Genomic DNA, 16631 nt, shown 5'->3' on the forward strand with positions numbered 1-16631 from the left:
TTTCATACATTTCATACATTTCATACAATAGGGTATGCTACGCGCGAACTGCCCGAACTGTCCCAAGCGACCGCGATGACCAAAGAACACGATTCAGAACAAAAGTACAGCCGTACCGCCTACGCCGATGGCCCGCGCCTGTTGGCCGATATCGGCGCGACCCACGCGCGCTTTGCCCTCGAAACCGCACCCGGCGTGCTGCGCTCGGTGCGTGTGCTCAAGTGCGACGACTTCTCGGGTATCGTCCCGCTGCTCCATACCTATCTCGCCGATCACGCCGGCATCCGCATCAATCACGCTGCCTTCGCCCTCGCGAACCCGATCAGCGGCGACATGATCCGCATGACCAACCGCGACTGGCAATTCTCGACCGATGAAGTACGCCGCGAACTGGGCCTCAATACCCTGCTGATCGTGAACGACTTCACCGCTTTGGCGATGTCGCTGCCCGGCCTGTCGGGCGAGGACCTGATGCAGGTTGGCGGCGGAACGCCGGCAACGAATGCCGTTATCGGCGTCGTCGGACCGGGCACCGGCCTTGGCGTCTCCGGCATGATTCCGACGGTCGACGGCTTCGTCACCCTCGGCAGCGAAGGTGGCCACGTCAATTTCGCCCCGGCCGACGAGCGTGAATTCGCGATCCTGCAATATGCATGGAACGAGTGGTCGCATGTCTCGAACGAGCGCCTGATCTCCGGCCCGGGCATGGAAATCATCTACCGCGCGCTGGCCCAGCGCAACGGTGTGCAGGCCACCCCACGCACCTCGCCCGAGATCATCACCGGCGCGCTGGAGGACAACGACCCGCTCTGCCTCGAAGTGCTCGACTGCTTCTGCGGCATGCTTGGTGGCGCGGCCGCCAACCTGGCCGTCACGCTCGGCGCCTTCGGGGGCATCTTTATCGGCGGCGGCATCGTGCCGCGCATGGGCGAGTGGTTCGCCACATCGACGTTCCGCGCGCGCTTCGAGGCCAAGGGCCGCTTCACGTCCTACCTCGGCCAGATCCCGACTTACGTCATCATGATTCCCAACCCGGCCTTCATCGGTGTGGCGACCATCCTGTCCGAACACCTGCGCGGGCGCAGCGGCGCCAACACGCTGATGGAGCGCGTGCAGCATCTCCAGCACGAACTGTCGCCGGCCGAACAGCGCGTCGCGACCCTGGTGCTGGAACACCCGCGCAAGGTCCTGGGCGAGCCGATCGCCGAGATCGCGCGCCTGGCCGACGTCAGCCAGCCGACCGTGATCCGTTTCTGCCGCTCGCTGGGCTTTCTGGGCCTTGCCGACTTCAAGCTCAAGTTCGCCAGCAGCCTGACCGGCACCATTCCCGTGCGCCACAGCCAGGTGCGGGTATCCGACAGCACGCACGACCTGTCGGCCAAGGTGATCGACAATACCGTGTCGGCGATACTGAAATTCCGCGACCAGCTCGACGTGGTGTCGATCGACCGCGCCATCGCCCTGCTGCGCAAGGCCAACCGGGTCGAGTTCTACGCGATGGGTAATTCACGCGTGGTGGCGCTGGACGGCCAGCACAAGTTCTTCCGCTTCCGTATTCCCACCTCGTCGTATGGCGACTCGCACCTGTTCACGCTGGCCGCAGAATTGCTCAAGCCGGGCGACGTGGTGATCGCCATTTCCACCTCGGGCCAGCTGCCCGAGCTGCTGGCGGCCGTGGATGCGGCGCGCGCCACCGGCGCCGACGTCATTGCGATTACCAGCAGCAAATCGGCGCTGGCGAAACGGGCGACCATTTGCCTGGCGGTCGATCACAGCGAAGACAGCACCAGCTTCCTGTCGATGATCTCGCGCGTGCTGCAGCTGCTGCTGATCGATATTCTGTCGGTCGGCATTTCGCTCGGCGCGCAGGGCGACGATCCGGCAGATCACGAGAAAAAGCGCTCGCTCATCTCGCACCTCGATATCTGATCACTCCACGAACACGACGGCGGTGCGCGCGGGGATGGTAAAACGTCCTGTCGCGCTGTCGAACGTGCTTGCCGCGGCGCGCTGGTCGGCTGCGGCAGGTGCCGTATGTGCCGGATGCAGGCGCAGGCGCCTGCCACGCATCCCGGCCACATCGAGCGTGTGCGCCACCTTGTCCACATTGATGAAGTACGTCACGCCCGCAAAACCGGCGCCGGCGTAGCTCGTGCCGTCGATGTGCGCAGCGATCACGGTGGGAACCTGCTTCGACCCGGTGTTGTAGAAGCGCAGGCGCTGCCCGATGTCCCGCGCGCTGCGCATGCGGAACAGCGTGGAGCTGGCCCTGATTTTCAGCAGGTCGCGAAACGCGTCGCGCGCAAACGCAATATCGGCCGGCGCGGGCTTGAGCGCGGCATTGGCCAGCAAGGGTTTGATCAGCGCGTAGTCTTTGGCGTTGTCGTCGGCCGGCGGTGCGCCGGTGCCGAAGTAATTGTCCTGGTAAGTCCAGTCGATGCGGTTGAACCAGTCGCCGGAATTGAAGCTGTTGCGGTCCATCGACTTCGAGCGCAAGGTGTCGATCCCGGCATGGAAGTAGGCCACGCCCTGGCTGAACGCATTGATTGCCGCGCCCAGTACCTGCACCCGGGCGCGCTCGGCGCCTGATGTGGCCAGCGGCAGCTTGAACACGTTCATGTCGTACAGCGTCTGGTTGTCGTGATTTTCGACGTAGTTGACCGTTTCTCCGGGTTCGCTGGCGTATCCGGCCGGCTGGCCGTTGTAGTCGATGGCCTCCAACGCCAACGTGCTGTCCTTCCAGGTCGTCATGGCGTAGCTGCGCACCGAACCGGCCAGCCCGACGCGCACCATGTCGGCCGCCTGCATCAGGTCCGCCGGCGCCCGTTCGCCGGCCAGCGCATTCGGGTCGTACACCAGACCGTTGATGTAGCCCTGGCGCCGGATCATGTCCGCTCCGCCATCGGCCGCCGAGCCGCCGCGTACATGATCGCGCGCGCGGTCGCTGAAGGTGCCGATGCCGCTGCCGTTCAGCGACAATTGCGACGCCTGCACGAAGCGCGCGCCATCGGCCACCTCGCCGAAGTTCCAGCCTTCGCCGATCAGCTGAACATGGCGGCCCGCCGCCGCGTTCACGCGCGCCTGCAACTGTTCCATCGCCGCGCGCGGCTGGTGGCCCATCAGGTCGAAACGGAACGAGTCGATCTTGTACTCGCGCGCCCACAAGGCGGCCGAGTCGATCATGAGTTTGGCCATCATGCGGTTTTCGGTCGCGGTGTTGTCGCAGCAGGTCGACTGTTCGACGCCACCGGCCGCGTTCAGTCGGTGGTAGTAGCCGGGCACAATGCGGTCGAGGACCGATTTTTCCTTCTGGCCGGAGGCAAAGGTGTGGTTGTACACCACGTCCATGCCGACCCGCAGCCCGGCCCGGTGCAGGTTCATGACCATGCCGCGCAATTCGACGATGCGTGTGGCCCCGTCAGCCGCATCGCTGGCGTAGCTGCCTTCCGGCGCATTGAAGTGATACGGATCGTAGCCCCAGTTGAAGCAATCGGTTGCCGCCGTCCGCCTGACCAGCGCCTGCTGCGCTTCGCCGTCCGCCGCGCCGGTGGGCGCCGGCTGCGCGCAGCCGCGTTCCGGGATGGTGGCGATGTCGTACACCGGCAGCAGGTGCACGTCGGTCATGCCGGCGCGGGCGAGGGCGGCCAGATGCTTCATGCCGTTTGAGCCGGTGCGGGAAAAGGCGGCGTACTTGCCGCGCATGGCCGCCGGCACGGTCGCGTCGTTGATCGAAAAATCGCGTACGTGCAGCTCGTAGACGACCATGTCGGTCTGCGCCCTGACTGTCGCCGGTGGCGCCGACTTGTCCCAGCCGGCCGGCTTGAGTCGCGGCGAGGCGAGGTTGGCGATGTAGCTGCGTTTCGAGTCGGTGGTCAGGCTGACCGAATACGGGTCGGTCACCATGTTGCGCACCAGGCCCGTGCCATCGGCCACCACGTCGACCGCGTATTTGTAGTATTTGCCGGACAGGTCGCCTTGTCGGGTGGCGCTCCAGATGCCGGTCGCGGGGTCGAACCGCATCGTATCGATCGCTGTCGCGCGCCCGCTGCCGCTGTCATAGGTGCAGACGGATACCTGCCGCGCAGTCGGCGCCCACAGCTTGAAAGTGGTGCCCCGGCGCGCAGGGACGGCACCGAGATCGCTCGCCGATTGCGCGGCCGCGTAAAGATCGTCGAGCGCCCCTGCCGCCTGCAGCCTTGTCGCCGTGCGCACTTTTCCGTCCGCGTCTTCCTGCACCAGTACCAGCTGCTGGCGGTGCAATTCGGGCAGGCGCGCCAGATCGGATGCCGCCACGGCCAGCATCACGCCCTTGCCGACGTACCTGAAGCGCTGCGCCATGTCCGGCGCCAGTGCGCCGCTGAAAGCAGCGAGCGACAGCGCGCCTGATGCACCGGTGACCGTGCCGCCGGTCGGCGCGGCGATGGTGCCATCGGGCGAGTGATAGAGTTTGAATCGCCCCGCGTTCTCCACGCCGGGCCATTGCGCAAGGCGCCGGTCCAGCCACACGGCGCGCGCATCGATGCTGCCGGGCGACGGCTGCACGATTGTTTGAAACGCGTCGCTGTCGCACACGGCCGCCATCTGCGCGGCCGAAGCCGATGCGCTCGCGCCGGCGAGAACCGCGGCCCTGAAAAGTGAGAAGGTCATCTGGCGTCCGGTGTCGTGGTTGTAGAAGCGCCAGGACAGTCAGGTTATCTTTGCTACACCCCGATTTCGTCCAAGCCCCCGATTTTTGCATATTATCGGTGACTTTGTAGTGAAATTACATCTTCAGATTACCTTTTGCCGGGCGCCAGCTGATATTTTTTGAGCTTGTCGTACAGGGTTTTACGCGGCACGCCGAGTTGGTCGGCGGCGGTCGATACATTGCCGTCCACCGCGTCGAGCGCGTTGGCGATCAGCTCGCGCTCATAGGCGTCTAGCTGCTGCGGCAGGCTCAAGGCGGCGCCGGGCGCGGCAACCACGACTGGCGCCGGCGCCGCGACGATGCCAAGCACCAGCCGCTCGGCGAAGTTACGCAGCTCACGCACATTGCCCGGCCACTCCGCGGCCTGCCACTGGCTCATTTGCTGGCTGCTCCACTGCGGCACCGGCCGCCCGTAGCGCTGCGCCGCATCCTGCGTGAAGTGCGCCATCAGCGGCGCGATGTCGTCGCGCCGTTCGTTCAGGCGCGGCAGGTCGATGGTGGCCACGCCGATGCGGTAGTACAGATCTTCGCGAAAGCGGCCCTCAGCGCTCAGTTCCAGCAGGTCGGCCTTGCTGGCCGCGATGATGCGAAAGTTCACCGCAATCGCCTCGTTGCCGCCCAGGCGCTCGAGCCGGCGTTCCTGCAGCACCCGCAGCAGCTTGACCTGCAGCGCCATCGGCATGCTCTCGATCTCGTCGAGGAACAGGGTGCCGCCGTTGGCGTATTCGAGCTTGCCGATGCGGCGTTTGTGCGCGCCCGTAAACGCACCGGCCTCGTGTCCGAACATCTCGCTCTCGAACACCGATTCGGGCAGGGCGCCGCAATTGATCGCGACAAAATTGCCCTTGCGCGCGCTGGCAGCGTGGATCAGGCGCGCGACGACTTCCTTGCCGGTGCCGGTCTGGCCGTTGATCAGAATGTCCACGCCGGCCGGCGCGATATTGCGCACCAAGACCTTGAGCCGTTCGATGGCGTCGGAGCGTCCCACCAGCTGCGGCGTATCCGGATGCAGCGCCCACGCGGTCTTGAGGCGGCGGTTTTCCAGCACCAGGCTGCGCCGCTCCTGCGCGCGCCGGACCGCATCTAACAGGCGTTCGGCACCGAACGGTTTTTCGATGAAGTCGTACGCGCCGGCGCGCATGGCGCCGACCGCCATCGCCACGTCGCCATGGCCGGTCACCATGATCATCGGCAGTTCCGCGTCCAGCGCCACTACCTGCGCCAGCAGGTCGAGGCCGGAGCGCCCGGGCAGGCGGACATCGCTGACGATCACGCCATCGAAAGCCGCGTCCAGCGCCGCCCCGGCTTCTTCGGCGCTGGCGAAGGCGCGCACGCCGAAGCCTCCCAGCTCCAGGGTCTGGGTGGTGGCCAGGCGCAGCGGCGCTTCGTCTTCCACCAGGATGGCTTGCATGATCTTCATTCATTCCCCTCGTCGTTTTCCCTGCCCGGCAGCGGCAGGCGCACCTCGAACTGGGCGCCGCCGCCGGGGCGGTTGCTGCCTTCGAGCCGTCCGTTCATGGCTTGCACGATCGATGATGATATCGCGAGCCCGAGCCCGAGGCCCTTGCCCGATGGTTTGGTGGTAAAAAATGGCTCGAACAGGTGGGCAGCCACGCTGTCGGACATGCCCGGTCCGCTGTCGGCGATGCGCACCACGGCGTAGCCATCCTGCTGCGCGAGCGTGACCGACACGTCGCGTACGGCTGCATCGTCGACGGCGTCGAGCGCATTGCGCAGCAGGTTGATGAACACCTGCTCGATGCGCACGGCGTCGCCGGTGATCAGCAGGGGAACCGGCGGCGGCAGCGCCAGCGCGACGCCCAAACGTTTGAATTCGCCCTGCAGCAAAAATGCCGAGGCGGCGAGGGACTGGGCGATGTCGACCGTCGCCACGGCGTCGCTACGCCGCGCGAAGCCCTTCAACTGGCCGATGATGGCGCCCATGCGCGCGCTGGCGTCGCTGATGTGGGTCAGGTTGGCGCTGGCCTGCGCTTGCTGCCCGCGTTCGAGAAAGGTGCGCGCGTTGTCGGCAAACGCACGGATCGCGGCCAGCGGCTGGTTCAGTTCATGCGTGACGCCGGCCGCCATCTGTCCCAGCATCGCAAGCTTGCCCGCCTGGACCAGCTGGTCCTGGGTCGAGCGCAGCACATGTTCGGTTTGTTTCAGGGTGGCGTAGCGCGCTTCCAGGTTGTCGTTGGCCTGGCGCAGCAGCGCGGTGCGCTCGGCCAGTTTCACATCGAGTTCGCCGGCCGCGCGCTGCAATGCCGCGTTGGCGGCCTGGCGTTCTTCGAGCCGGCGGCGGCGCTGGTACATGGCCCAGGCGGCGACGATGGCGCTGGCCGCGACCAGGGCGGCTGCCAGTGCCCACAGGGCCGCCACGCGCTGCACCCGGCCCGGCGCGGGAAACAGCATCAGTTGCCACCCCAGGGGGCCGGTCTTGCGCGCGGCATGCGGCGCCGGCTGCCCCTCGATGCGGGTGATGGTGCGGCGCGCGTATTGGTCGGTGCTGGCCAGCTCGCGCTGGGTAGCGGCGCTCAGGGGGCGCAGGCTGCGGTACTTCCATTGCGGCCGGTTGGACAGGAACACCACGTCGGCACGGTCGGCCAGCACGATGGCGTCCTCGGCGCCGGCCCAGTTGCGTTCAAACTCGTCGAGGCTGATCTTGACCGCGACCACGCCGCTCACGGTGGCGCCTACCATCACCGGCTGGGCGATGAAGTAACCGGGTTCGCTGGTGGTGCTGCCGATGCCGTAAAAGCGCCCGGCGCGCCCGGCCAGCGCTTCGCGAAAATACGGACGGTAGCCGAAGTTCCTGCCCACGAAGGTGAGCGGCAGGTCCCAGTTGCTGGCGGCGATCGTGTTGCCGGCGCGGTCCATCAGGTAAATGGCGCCCACCCGCGACTGGCGGGCGATCGCCTTGAAGCTGCGGTTGACCTGGTCGATGCGCGCGCGCTCGCCGGGTTGGGCGAGCAGCGCGGCCACGTTTTCCTGCAGGCCGACGACGTAGGGCAGGGTTTCGAACTTGTCGAGCGCCGATTCCAGTTCGGGCGCCATCAGCTGCAGCTGGCGCGCGCCGCGTTCGAGTTCGTCGGCGCCGCCCTGGCGCGCCGCCCAGTGATAGGTGGCCGCAACCAGCCCCGCGCTGGCGAGCAGCGCGAGGAGCCAGGCGAGTTGTCGTTTTACGTGCATGGTCGGCCCACGGTGAGTGGCCACGATTCTACTGCACGCGCACGCTCAGTCGACAGCCGCCATCCTTATTTCATCGTTGTGGTGGCGCTGCTGCTCTTCCATCACCAGTGCCCCCAGCTCGCGCTTGAGTTCATTGAAGGCCGCCGACGATGGATCGCGCATGCGCGGCAGTTCGACGATGATGTCGCGCTTGACGGTGCCCGGCCGGTAGGTCATCACGATGATGCGGTCGGCCAGGTAGATCGCCTCTTCGATGCTGTGGGTGACGAACACGATGGTTTTTTTCAGGTCGGCCCAGATGCGCAGCAGCTCGTCCTGCAGGTTGCGCCGGGTGAGGGCGTCGAGCGCGCCGAACGGTTCGTCCATCAGCATGATGGGCGAGTCGAGCGCCAGCACGCGCGCAATCGCCACGCGCTGGCGCATGCCGCCCGACAGGTCCTTGGGAAAGCGATGCCGGAAATCCGACAGCGACAGCATCTCCAGCAGGGCGCCGACGCGCTGATCGATCGCGGCCGGTTCCATGCCCTTGATCCCGAGACCGAAGCCGATGTTCTTTTCGACCGTCATCCAGGGGAACAGGGCGTACTCCTGGAACACCATGCCACGGTCCGGGCCGGGGGACGTCACGCGCGCGCCATTGGCGTGGATCTCGCCGGTCGATGGCAGCGAAAAGCCGGCGATGGCATTGAGCAGGGTCGATTTTCCGCATCCCGATGGCCCCAGCAGGCAGACGAACTGGCCGTCCGGGATGTGCAGGTTGATGTCGCGCAGGGCGGTCACTTCGCGCTCGCCGGCGTTGAATATCTTGCTGACGTTCGCAACGTCGATGTGTGAGGAAGTCATGTCAGCTCTCCAGGCCGCGGTGCCAGCGCAGCAAATGGTTGTTCAGTTTATTCATGGCGATGTCGATGCCCAGGCCCAGGAGGCCGATGCTGATCATGCCGGCGACGATTTTGTCGGACCAGAAGTATTCGCGCGCTTCGAGAATGCGGAAGCCTAGCCCGTTGTTCACCGCGATCATCTCGGAGACGATGACGACGATGAACGCGGTACCGATCCCGATCCGCACGCCGGACAGGATGTACGGCACGGCGGCCGGCAGCATCACGCGCAGGAACATGGTGCTCTGGCTGGCGCCCAGGTTGCGCGCGGCACGGATGTAGATGCTGTCGACCTGGCGCACCCCGGCGATGGTATTCATCAGCACCGGGAAGAACGCGCCGATGGCGATCAGGAACACTGCCGGTGCGTTGCCAAGGCCGAACCACAGGATCGCCAGCGGAATGTAGGCGATCGGCGGAATCGGGCGCAGCACCTGCATCAGGGGATTGAGCCATGCGTACATGGTGCGGCTCGATCCCATCGCCAGCCCGAGCGGCAGGGCCAGCCCGGCGCCGATGACGAAACCGACCACCACGCGGTACATGCTGCCCATGGTGTCGATCAGCAGTTCGCCCGAAAACATCCACGCCAGGCGCGAGCCGGCGGCCGGGTCGTAGGCGCTCAAAGGCAGCGCATACTCGATCCACTTGAGCAGCACCGCCCACGGTGAAGGCAGCACCTGGGGGTTGATCACCCCCAGCATCGCGCCGGCCTGCCACAAGGCGATGATGACGACAGGTACGACGAATCCAACGGCGCTTTCGCGCCATGTAGCTTGGGTCATGAATGCCTCCGCTTATTGGACGGACAGGGACTTCTTGGCCTGGTCGAGCAGGTCGGTCTTGACCCAGTCCTTGGCGAGCGGCGGCGTGCGCATCTTGCCGGTACCGGTTTTAGCCATCACGTCGGTGGTAGTCTGGATATGCTCGATGCTGACGTCGTAGGTGTAGGGCGAGTTGGCGATCGCGTCGTCGAAATCGTCCTTGGTGATCTGGTTCTTGAACATCGATTCGCGCACGTATTTTTCGCCGGCCGCCTTGTTATCGATGAACAGCTTGGTGGCCTGGACGAAGCAGCTCATGAACTTGGCCGCGGTGGCGCGGTTCTCCTTGTAGAATTTTTCGCTCATGACCAGCGTGCGTACCGGCTCGCCGATCGGGGTGTCGTAGGGTTTCATCACTTCCATGCCGAAGCCCTTGTTGATCGCTTGCGACGATTGCGGCTCGCTTTGCATGATCGCGTCCAGGTTCTTGCCGAGCAGCGCCTGGTTCAGGTCCGCGAATGCGAGGTAGATGACATGCACGTCCTTGCCGGCCGAATCGGACCAGGTCAGGCCATGCTTGGCCAGTTGCGCGTACAGCAGCACTTCATGGATGCCGCCGCGCGTCACGCCGACCTTCTTGCCCTTGAGGTCCTTGACCGACTTGATGCCGCCGTCGGGGCGCGCGACCAGGCGCGCGCCACCTTTAGCGAAACCGGCCACGATGTAAATGGGAGCGCCGTTGGCGCGGCCGGAAATGGCCGCTTCCGATGCGGTGGCGCCGACGTCGAGGTCTCCCGACAGGATCGCCTGCATCACGTCGGGGCCTTTGGCGAACATGTTCTCTTCCACCTTGATGCCGCACTTGGGCGCGATCTCCTTGATGTACGAGACGGCGCCGTAATGGGCGAATTTGAGGTTGCCGAGCCTGACGACATTGTCGGCTGCTTGAGCGGACGCGGACAGGGCGGCAGCCGCCAGGATCAGGTGGTGGATGGTTTTCATTTTTCGTCTCCGTTATGGTTTAGCTACACCATGTCTATTGCATCTTTCGTGCCAGCGGCGCTGGTGCTGCCCGCACGGGCACAGCGGCAAGGAGACGGACGAAAACTGGCGAAAATCCGGAACGGGGACACTGCGGCGTGCGGAAAACCGCGCGCGAGGGGATGGGCGCCACGGCTGCGGCGCCCGGAGTGCGTACTTACTTGTAGATGCCGCAGTTGATGATCAGGTCTTCGTATTTTTCGAAGTACATCGACTTCGGTTCGATCTGCTTGGTGACCGGGTTGACGAATTTGTAATCCTGCCAGCCTTTGCCCTTGGCCTTGACCAGGTCGAGGCGCTCGCGCATGAACGACTTGCCGTCGGCGTCCTTCAGGTCGATCAGGTCCTTGCCCTGCATCTTGGCATTGGCGCCGTGCGCCAGGTTCTTCATGGTCATGTCGTTGATGGTCACGTACAGGTCGCGGTCGCGAAAGCGCGTGCTTTGCATGTCGTTGATTTCGGCGATGGTCTTTTCGCGGCCATTCGCTTTCATGTAGGCGATCACCTTCTGCACCAGTGCCTTGGCTTCCTCGGCGCTGCCATGGTCGCTGGCGGCGACACTGCTGGTGCAAAACACGGCGGCGCAGCACATTAACGCTATCTGGAACAATTTACGCATGATGATCCCCTTATCGTTGTCGGGCGGGGAAGCTGGCAGCCTCCCCGCCTTCATACGGCCAGTTTTTACGCCTTGGCCGGTGCGGCGTCGGAACGGTAGTTATCCATCATCTTATAGCGTGTCGCGTACCAGCCGAAGACGGCGGCGGCCACGAACGCAAACCCGGCGAAGAAATACATCTGGAAGGCGATGACGCTAAAGCCGCTGGTGGCGATGTTGGCGACCACCGCGTCGTTCTTGACGCTGGCGTTGACGATCAGGACCCACAGGCTGCCCACGGTGGTGGCCAGGAACCAGAAGGCCATGATCACGCCCTTCATGGATGGCGGCGACTGGCTGTAGGCAAATTCGAGGCCGGTGGCCGATACCAGGACCTCGCCGAAGGTGAGCAGCGCGTAAGGCAGGACCTGCCATGCCATCGAGGTTGGCGTGCCGCCGTCCATCTGCACCTGCAGGGTGCCGATCACGATCCACGACAGCGCCGAGAACACGATCCCGGTCGTCATGCGGCGCAGCGGAGTCGGTTCGACGCCCATCTTGCGCAGGGCCGGGTACAGCACCAGGTTGTTGAACGGGATCAGGATCATCACCAGCAGCGGATTGAGCGCCTGCATCTGGGCCGGTACGAACGTGAAGTCGCGGCCAAACATGCTGAGGGTGGGCGGGATCATCGAATTGGCTTGCACGATCCAGGTCGACGCCTTCTGGTCGAACAGCGAGAAGAACGGTGTCACCAGCGCGAACACGATCAGGATGCGCAGCACGGCGCGCACGCCGTCGACGGCCACGTCCGGGTGCAGGCCGCGCGCGCGCTCGAGCTGCATCGAGGTGCCGATGCCGCCGAACGCCAGCAGCAATACCAGCGCGGTACAGGCGGCGATGACGAAGCCCCACTGCGGCGACATGGCCAGCGAAGCCACCGCGCCGGCTACGCCGAACAGGGCCACCCCGAGGCCGGTGCGGGCCTGGCCGGGTTTGTGCGCCAGCAGGGCAGTGCGTGCCACGCGGGTAAACGAATCCGGATCGGGCGGGGCGGGCGGAACGTGGATGTATTTTTTGCGGCCCATCCAGAACACCATCGTGGCCACGAACATGAGCGCACCCGGAATGCCGAAAGCGACGGCAGGCCCGTAGTCGCGCAGGAAGATCGGCATCAGCAGCGACGCGAAGAAGGAACCGAAGTTGATCATCCAGTAGAACACGTCGTAGACGATTCTCGCCTTGTTCTTGTTGGTCTGGTCGAACTGGTCGCCCACGAACGACGAGATCAGGGGCTTGATGCCGCCCGAGCCGAGCGCGATCAGGAACAGGCCGAAGTAAAAGCCCTTGAGGCTATCTTCAAAGACCGCCAGGCAGGCGTGGCCCGCGCAGTACACGAGGCTGAGCCAGAAGATGGTGTCGTATTTACCGAAGAAGCGGTCGGCCAGCCAGCCGCCCAGCAGCGGGAAAAAATACACACCGATGACGAAGGTGTGGAACACGTGCTTGGCTTCGCCGGCGCGGTCGGCGACCGGCATGAACAGCAGCAGGGTGCTGATCAGGAAGGGGGTGAGGATGTTGCGCATCCCGTAAAAACTGAATCGCTCGCATCCCTCGGTGCCCACGATGTACGGAATCTGACGGGGCATCGGCCCGTTTCCGTTTTCTTTATCCAACTGCGACATGGGTACTCCCACTATTTAAACAGATGGGATGCTAAGCCCAAGCCCGGAGGCTGGCAATAGGTATCGTTCATCGTGGCGGTGCGCCGCGCGCAGTCCCCGGCCGCGTAGTTACAATGGTGCCGATGCTTGCCTGACATGGCTGTAGTTTGACTACTGAATCCATTGCGCCAGTGCCGATGCATTTGGCATAAGTTATTGAAACAAAAGGAAATTTCTCGATTTTATCGTTTTGTTCTCTAAATTGTAAAATCGCTTAGATTGATGTATATTATGTACAAAAACTCACATGGGCGCCCATCATGAACAAAGATATTTCGCTGCACTCCGAACAAAATACGCCATGGTGGCGTGAGGCCGTCATTTATCAGGTTTATCCACGCAGTTTCCGTGATACCAATGGCGACGGAATCGGCGACCTGCCCGGCATTACCGAAAAACTCGACTACATCGCCGGCCTGGGCGCCGACATTGTGTGGATCTCTCCGTTCTTTACGTCGCCGATGAAGGACTTCGGCTACGACGTGGCCGATTACTGCGACGTCGACCCGATGTTCGGCACCCTCGACGACTTCGACGCGCTGATCGCCAAAGCGCACAGCCTGGGCCTGAAGATCATGATCGACCAGGTGCTGTCGCACACCGCCGACATCCACCCGTGGTTTAGCGAGAGCCGCAAGAGCCGCGACAATCCCAAGGCCGACTGGTACGTGTGGGCCGACCCGCTCGCGGACGGCAATCCGCCGAATAACTGGCTGTCGGTGTTCGGCGGCTCGTCGTGGCAGTGGGACAGCCGGCGCAAGCAGTACTACCTGCATAACTTCCTGGTCAGCCAGCCGGACATGAATTTCCACCATCCCGAGGTGCAGCAGGCGCACTTGGACAACCTGCGCTTCTGGCTGGCGCGCGGCGTGGACGGCGTGCGCATGGACGCCTGCAATTTCCACTTCCACGATCCTGAACTGCGCAGTAACCCCGCCGCCACCAGCCGCGACACTTCCACCGTCACCGACGTGAACCCGTACGGCATGCAGGCTCACGTCTACGACAAGACGCGTCCGGAGAACCTGGCCTTTCTGCAGAAGATCCGCGTGCTGCTCGACGAATTCGGTGCGGTCGCCATCGGCGAAGTGGGCGCGGACGATGCGCTCGGCGTCATGGCCGACTACACCGCCGACGGCGACAAGCTGCACATGGCGTACAGCTTCAATCTGCTCACGCCTGAATTCTCGGCAGGCCACGTGCGGCGCCAGGTCGAAGAATTCGAGGCGCGCGTCAAGGGCGGCTGGGCCTCGTGGTCGGTCGGTAACCACGACAGCATCCGCGTCATGACGCGCTGGGGCGGCGCCGCGCCGACCCATGCGCTGGCCAAGCTGGTGCTGGCGATGCAGCTCTCGCTCAAGGGCACGCCGTGCCTGTACCAGGGCGACGAACTGGCGCTGACCGAGGCGGACGTGCCGTTCGAGCTGCTGCAGGACCCGTACGGCATCACCTTCTGGCCCGAGTTCAAGGGCCGCGACGGCTGCCGCACGCCGATTCCCTGGACCGCCGAACTGCCCAACGCCGGCTTCACCACCGGCACGCCGTGGCTGCCGGTGGCGGAAGAACACATCGCATCGGCCGCCAGCGCACAGGAAACCGATACGGACTCGCCGCTCAATTTCGCGCGCCGCATCATCGCCTGGCGCCGCCAGCAGCCGCAGCTCACGCGCGGCGAGATCGTCTTCTTCGACGCGCCCGAACCGGTCCTGGCGCTGCGCCGCGACCTGGCCGGCCACGCCAGCGTGCTGGCCGTGTTCAACCTCGGACCGGACCCCGTCACCTACGAGTTTGCCGACGCCCTCGATGCGGTTTCGATGATCGGCCACGGCCTGCATGGCAGCGCCGAAGGCAGCACGCTGACCTTGCCGGCCTATGGCGCCTGGTTCGGTACCAAGAACTGATGAACGACCAGCCCGATCCCGAAAAATTCGGCCGCACGGCCTTTGCCGACGGCCCGCGCCTGCTGGCCGACATCGGCGCGACCCATGCGCGTTTCGCGCTGCAGACCGCGCCCGGCGTATTTCGCTCGGTGCGGGTGCTCAAGTGCGACGACTTCGAGGGCATCGTGGCGCTGCTGCGTTTTTACCTGGCCGACCATGCGGGCATGGTGCTGAACCACGCGGCGCTCGCGGTCGCCAACCCGGTCAACGGCGACCAGGTGCGCATGACCAACCGCGCCTGGGAGTTTTCCACCGACGCGGTGCGGCGCGAACTGGGGCTGCATACGCTGTTGATCGTCAACGACTTCACGGCCCTGGCGATGGCGCTGCCGGGCCTGACGCCGGACGACCTGATGAAGGTCGGCGGCGGCACGGCGGCCGGCAATGCCGTCATCGGCGTGCTCGGTCCCGGCACCGGCCTGGGCGTGTCGGGCGTGATTCCCACGGTCGATGGCTTTGTCACGCTCGGCAGCGAAGGAGGGCACGTCAATTTCGCGCCGGCCGACGAGCGCGAATTCGCGATCCTGCAGTTTGCCTGGAAGGAGTGGCCGCACGTCTCGAACGAGCGCCTGATCTCCGGACCCGGCATGGAAATCATCTACCGCGCGCTGGCGCAGCGCAACGGCGTGGCGGCTGCCGCCCGCACCTCGCCCGAGATCATCGCCGGCGCCATCGACGACAAGGACCCGCTGTCCCTGGAGGTGATCGAGTGCTTCTGCGGCATGCTGGGCGGCGCCGCGGCCAACCTGGCGGTGACCCTGGGCGCGTTCGGCGGCATCTTCATTGGCGGGGGCATCGTGCCGCGCATGGGCGAGCTGTTTGCCGGTTCGCCGTTTCGCAGCCGCTTCGAGGCCAAGGGACGTTTCTCGACCTACCTGGCCGATATTCCCACCTACGTCATCACCACGCCCAATCCGGCCTTCCACGGCGTGGCGACGATCTTGTCGGAGCACCTGCGCGGGCGCAGCGGCGCCAATACGCTGATGGAGCGCGTCCAGCATCTGCAGCACGAACTGACGCCCGCCGAGCAGCGCGTGGCCAGCCTGGTACTGGAGCAGCCGCGCCTTGTACTTAACGAACCGATTGCCGATATCGCGCGCCTGGCGGAAGTGAGCCAGCCGACCGTGATCCGCTTCTGCCGTTCGCTCGGGTTCCTGGGCCTGGCCGACTTCAAGCTGCGTTTCGCCAGCAGCCTGACCGGCGCCATTCCCGTGCGCCACAGCCAGGTGCGCGGCGGCGACAGCACGCATGACGTCTCGGCCAAGGTGATCGACAACACCGTCTCGGCGATCCTCAAGTTCCGCGACCAGCTCGACGTGCGCGCGCTCGACCGCGCCATCGAACTGCTGACCCACGCGCACCGGGTCGAGTTTTACGCGATGGGCAATTCACGGGTGGTGGCGCTGGACGGCCAGCACAAGTTTTTCCGCTTCCGCATTCCGACCGCCTCGTACGGCGACTCGCACCTGTTCACGCTCGCGGCCGAACTGCTCAAGCCGGGCGATGTGGTCATTGCGATTTCAAATTCCGGGCGCTTGCCCGAACTGCTGGCCGCCGTGGATGCGGCGCGCGCCGCCGGCGCCGATGTGATTGCGATGACCAGCAGCGGCTCGCCCCTGGCCAAGAAGGCCACGGTGTGCCTGGCGGTCGATCATGCCGAAGACAGCACCAGCTTCCTGTCGATGATCTCGCGGATCATGCAGCTGCTGCTGATCGATATTCTGTCGGTCGGGATTTCGCTCGGCGCCGATGGGCAGCCCGACGGCGGCAACCGCCACACGCAGATTTCGCACCTGGGCGGGTAGGG

General features: G+C 64.8%; 11 protein-coding genes. 3 read left to right on the forward strand and 8 right to left on the reverse strand.

Annotated features, from left to right (window positions below; all coding sequences use genetic code 11):
* Nucleotides 1-75: 75 nt before the first annotated feature.
* Nucleotides 76-1929, forward strand: coding sequence for a glucokinase (locus tag RBA41_RS11765; protein ID WP_306623986.1), 1854 nt, complete (start codon nt 76-78; stop codon nt 1927-1929).
* Here RBA41_RS11765 and RBA41_RS11770 read toward each other — a convergent pair whose 3' ends face one another.
* The 8 genes from RBA41_RS11770 to RBA41_RS11805 form a co-directional block, all read right to left on the reverse strand.
* Nucleotides 1930-4647, reverse strand: a complete 2718-nt coding sequence (locus RBA41_RS11770) for an alpha-1,6-glucosidase domain-containing protein (protein WP_306623988.1) — start codon at nt 4645-4647, stop codon at nt 1930-1932. It lies immediately after the preceding gene.
* Between the two features lie 128 nt (nt 4648-4775).
* A complete protein-coding gene (locus RBA41_RS11775; protein WP_306624280.1) occupies nt 4776-6098 on the reverse strand; it encodes a sigma-54-dependent transcriptional regulator in 1323 nt (440 codons plus the stop codon).
* A gap of 5 nt (nt 6099-6103) precedes the next feature.
* Nucleotides 6104-7876: a sensor histidine kinase gene (locus RBA41_RS11780; protein ID WP_306623990.1), complete on the reverse strand. Its 1773-nt coding sequence runs from the start codon at nt 7874-7876 to the stop codon at nt 6104-6106.
* Nucleotides 7877-7921: 45 nt separating this feature from the next.
* Nucleotides 7922-8719, reverse strand: coding sequence for an ABC transporter ATP-binding protein (locus tag RBA41_RS11785; RefSeq protein ID WP_306623992.1), 798 nt, complete (start codon nt 8717-8719; stop codon nt 7922-7924).
* Between the two features lies 1 nt (nt 8720).
* Nucleotides 8721-9542, reverse strand: a complete 822-nt coding sequence (locus tag RBA41_RS11790; protein ID WP_306623993.1) for an ABC transporter permease — start codon at nt 9540-9542, stop codon at nt 8721-8723.
* Nucleotides 9543-9554: 12 nt separating this feature from the next.
* Nucleotides 9555-10523: an ABC transporter substrate-binding protein gene (locus RBA41_RS11795; RefSeq protein WP_306623995.1), complete on the reverse strand. Its 969-nt coding sequence runs from the start codon at nt 10521-10523 to the stop codon at nt 9555-9557.
* Nucleotides 10524-10719: 196 nt separating this feature from the next.
* Nucleotides 10720-11181, reverse strand: coding sequence for a cache domain-containing protein (locus RBA41_RS11800; protein WP_099875436.1), 462 nt, complete (start codon nt 11179-11181; stop codon nt 10720-10722).
* A gap of 65 nt (nt 11182-11246) precedes the next feature.
* Nucleotides 11247-12809 carry a POT-type proton-dependent oligopeptide transporter gene (locus tag RBA41_RS11805; protein WP_306623997.1) on the reverse strand — a complete coding sequence of 521 codons (1563 nt, stop codon included), beginning with the start codon at nt 12807-12809 and terminating at the stop codon, nt 11247-11249.
* A gap of 335 nt (nt 12810-13144) precedes the next feature.
* Between RBA41_RS11805 and RBA41_RS11810 the strand changes: the two genes are divergently transcribed.
* Both RBA41_RS11810 and RBA41_RS11815 read left to right on the forward strand, forming a co-directional pair.
* Nucleotides 13145-14785, forward strand: coding sequence for an alpha-amylase family glycosyl hydrolase (locus tag RBA41_RS11810; protein ID WP_306623999.1), 1641 nt, complete (start codon nt 13145-13147; stop codon nt 14783-14785).
* Nucleotides 14785-16629, forward strand: coding sequence for a glucokinase (locus tag RBA41_RS11815; protein ID WP_306624001.1), 1845 nt, complete (start codon nt 14785-14787; stop codon nt 16627-16629). Before RBA41_RS11810 ends, RBA41_RS11815 begins: the two co-directional genes overlap by 1 nt.
* Nucleotides 16630-16631 lie beyond the last annotated feature (2 nt).

Source organism: Massilia scottii (assembly GCF_030846495.1).
GTDB lineage: Bacteria > Pseudomonadota > Gammaproteobacteria > Burkholderiales > Burkholderiaceae_D > Telluria_A > Telluria_A violaceinigra.

Bases quoted from the DNA above. Each gene is read 5' to 3' on its own strand.
- RBA41_RS11765 (WP_306623986.1), top strand. From the start codon at position 76: ATGACCAAAGAACACGATTCAGAACAAAAGTACAGCCGTACCGCCTAC.
- RBA41_RS11770 (WP_306623988.1), bottom strand. From the start codon at position 4,647: ATGACCTTCTCACTTTTCAGGGCCGCGGTTCTCGCCGGCGCGAGCGCA.
- RBA41_RS11775 (WP_306624280.1), bottom strand. From the start codon at position 6,098: ATGCAAGCCATCCTGGTGGAAGACGAAGCGCCGCTGCGCCTGGCCACC.
- RBA41_RS11780 (WP_306623990.1), bottom strand. From the start codon at position 7,876: ATGCACGTAAAACGACAACTCGCCTGGCTCCTCGCGCTGCTCGCCAGC.
- RBA41_RS11785 (WP_306623992.1), bottom strand. From the start codon at position 8,719: ATGACTTCCTCACACATCGACGTTGCGAACGTCAGCAAGATATTCAAC.
- RBA41_RS11790 (WP_306623993.1), bottom strand. From the start codon at position 9,542: ATGACCCAAGCTACATGGCGCGAAAGCGCCGTTGGATTCGTCGTACCT.
- RBA41_RS11795 (WP_306623995.1), bottom strand. From the start codon at position 10,523: ATGAAAACCATCCACCACCTGATCCTGGCGGCTGCCGCCCTGTCCGCG.
- RBA41_RS11800 (WP_099875436.1), bottom strand. From the start codon at position 11,181: ATGCGTAAATTGTTCCAGATAGCGTTAATGTGCTGCGCCGCCGTGTTT.
- RBA41_RS11805 (WP_306623997.1), bottom strand. From the start codon at position 12,809: ATGCCCCGTCAGATTCCGTACATCGTGGGCACCGAGGGATGCGAGCGA.
- RBA41_RS11810 (WP_306623999.1), top strand. From the start codon at position 13,145: ATGAACAAAGATATTTCGCTGCACTCCGAACAAAATACGCCATGGTGG.
- RBA41_RS11815 (WP_306624001.1), top strand. From the start codon at position 14,785: ATGAACGACCAGCCCGATCCCGAAAAATTCGGCCGCACGGCCTTTGCC.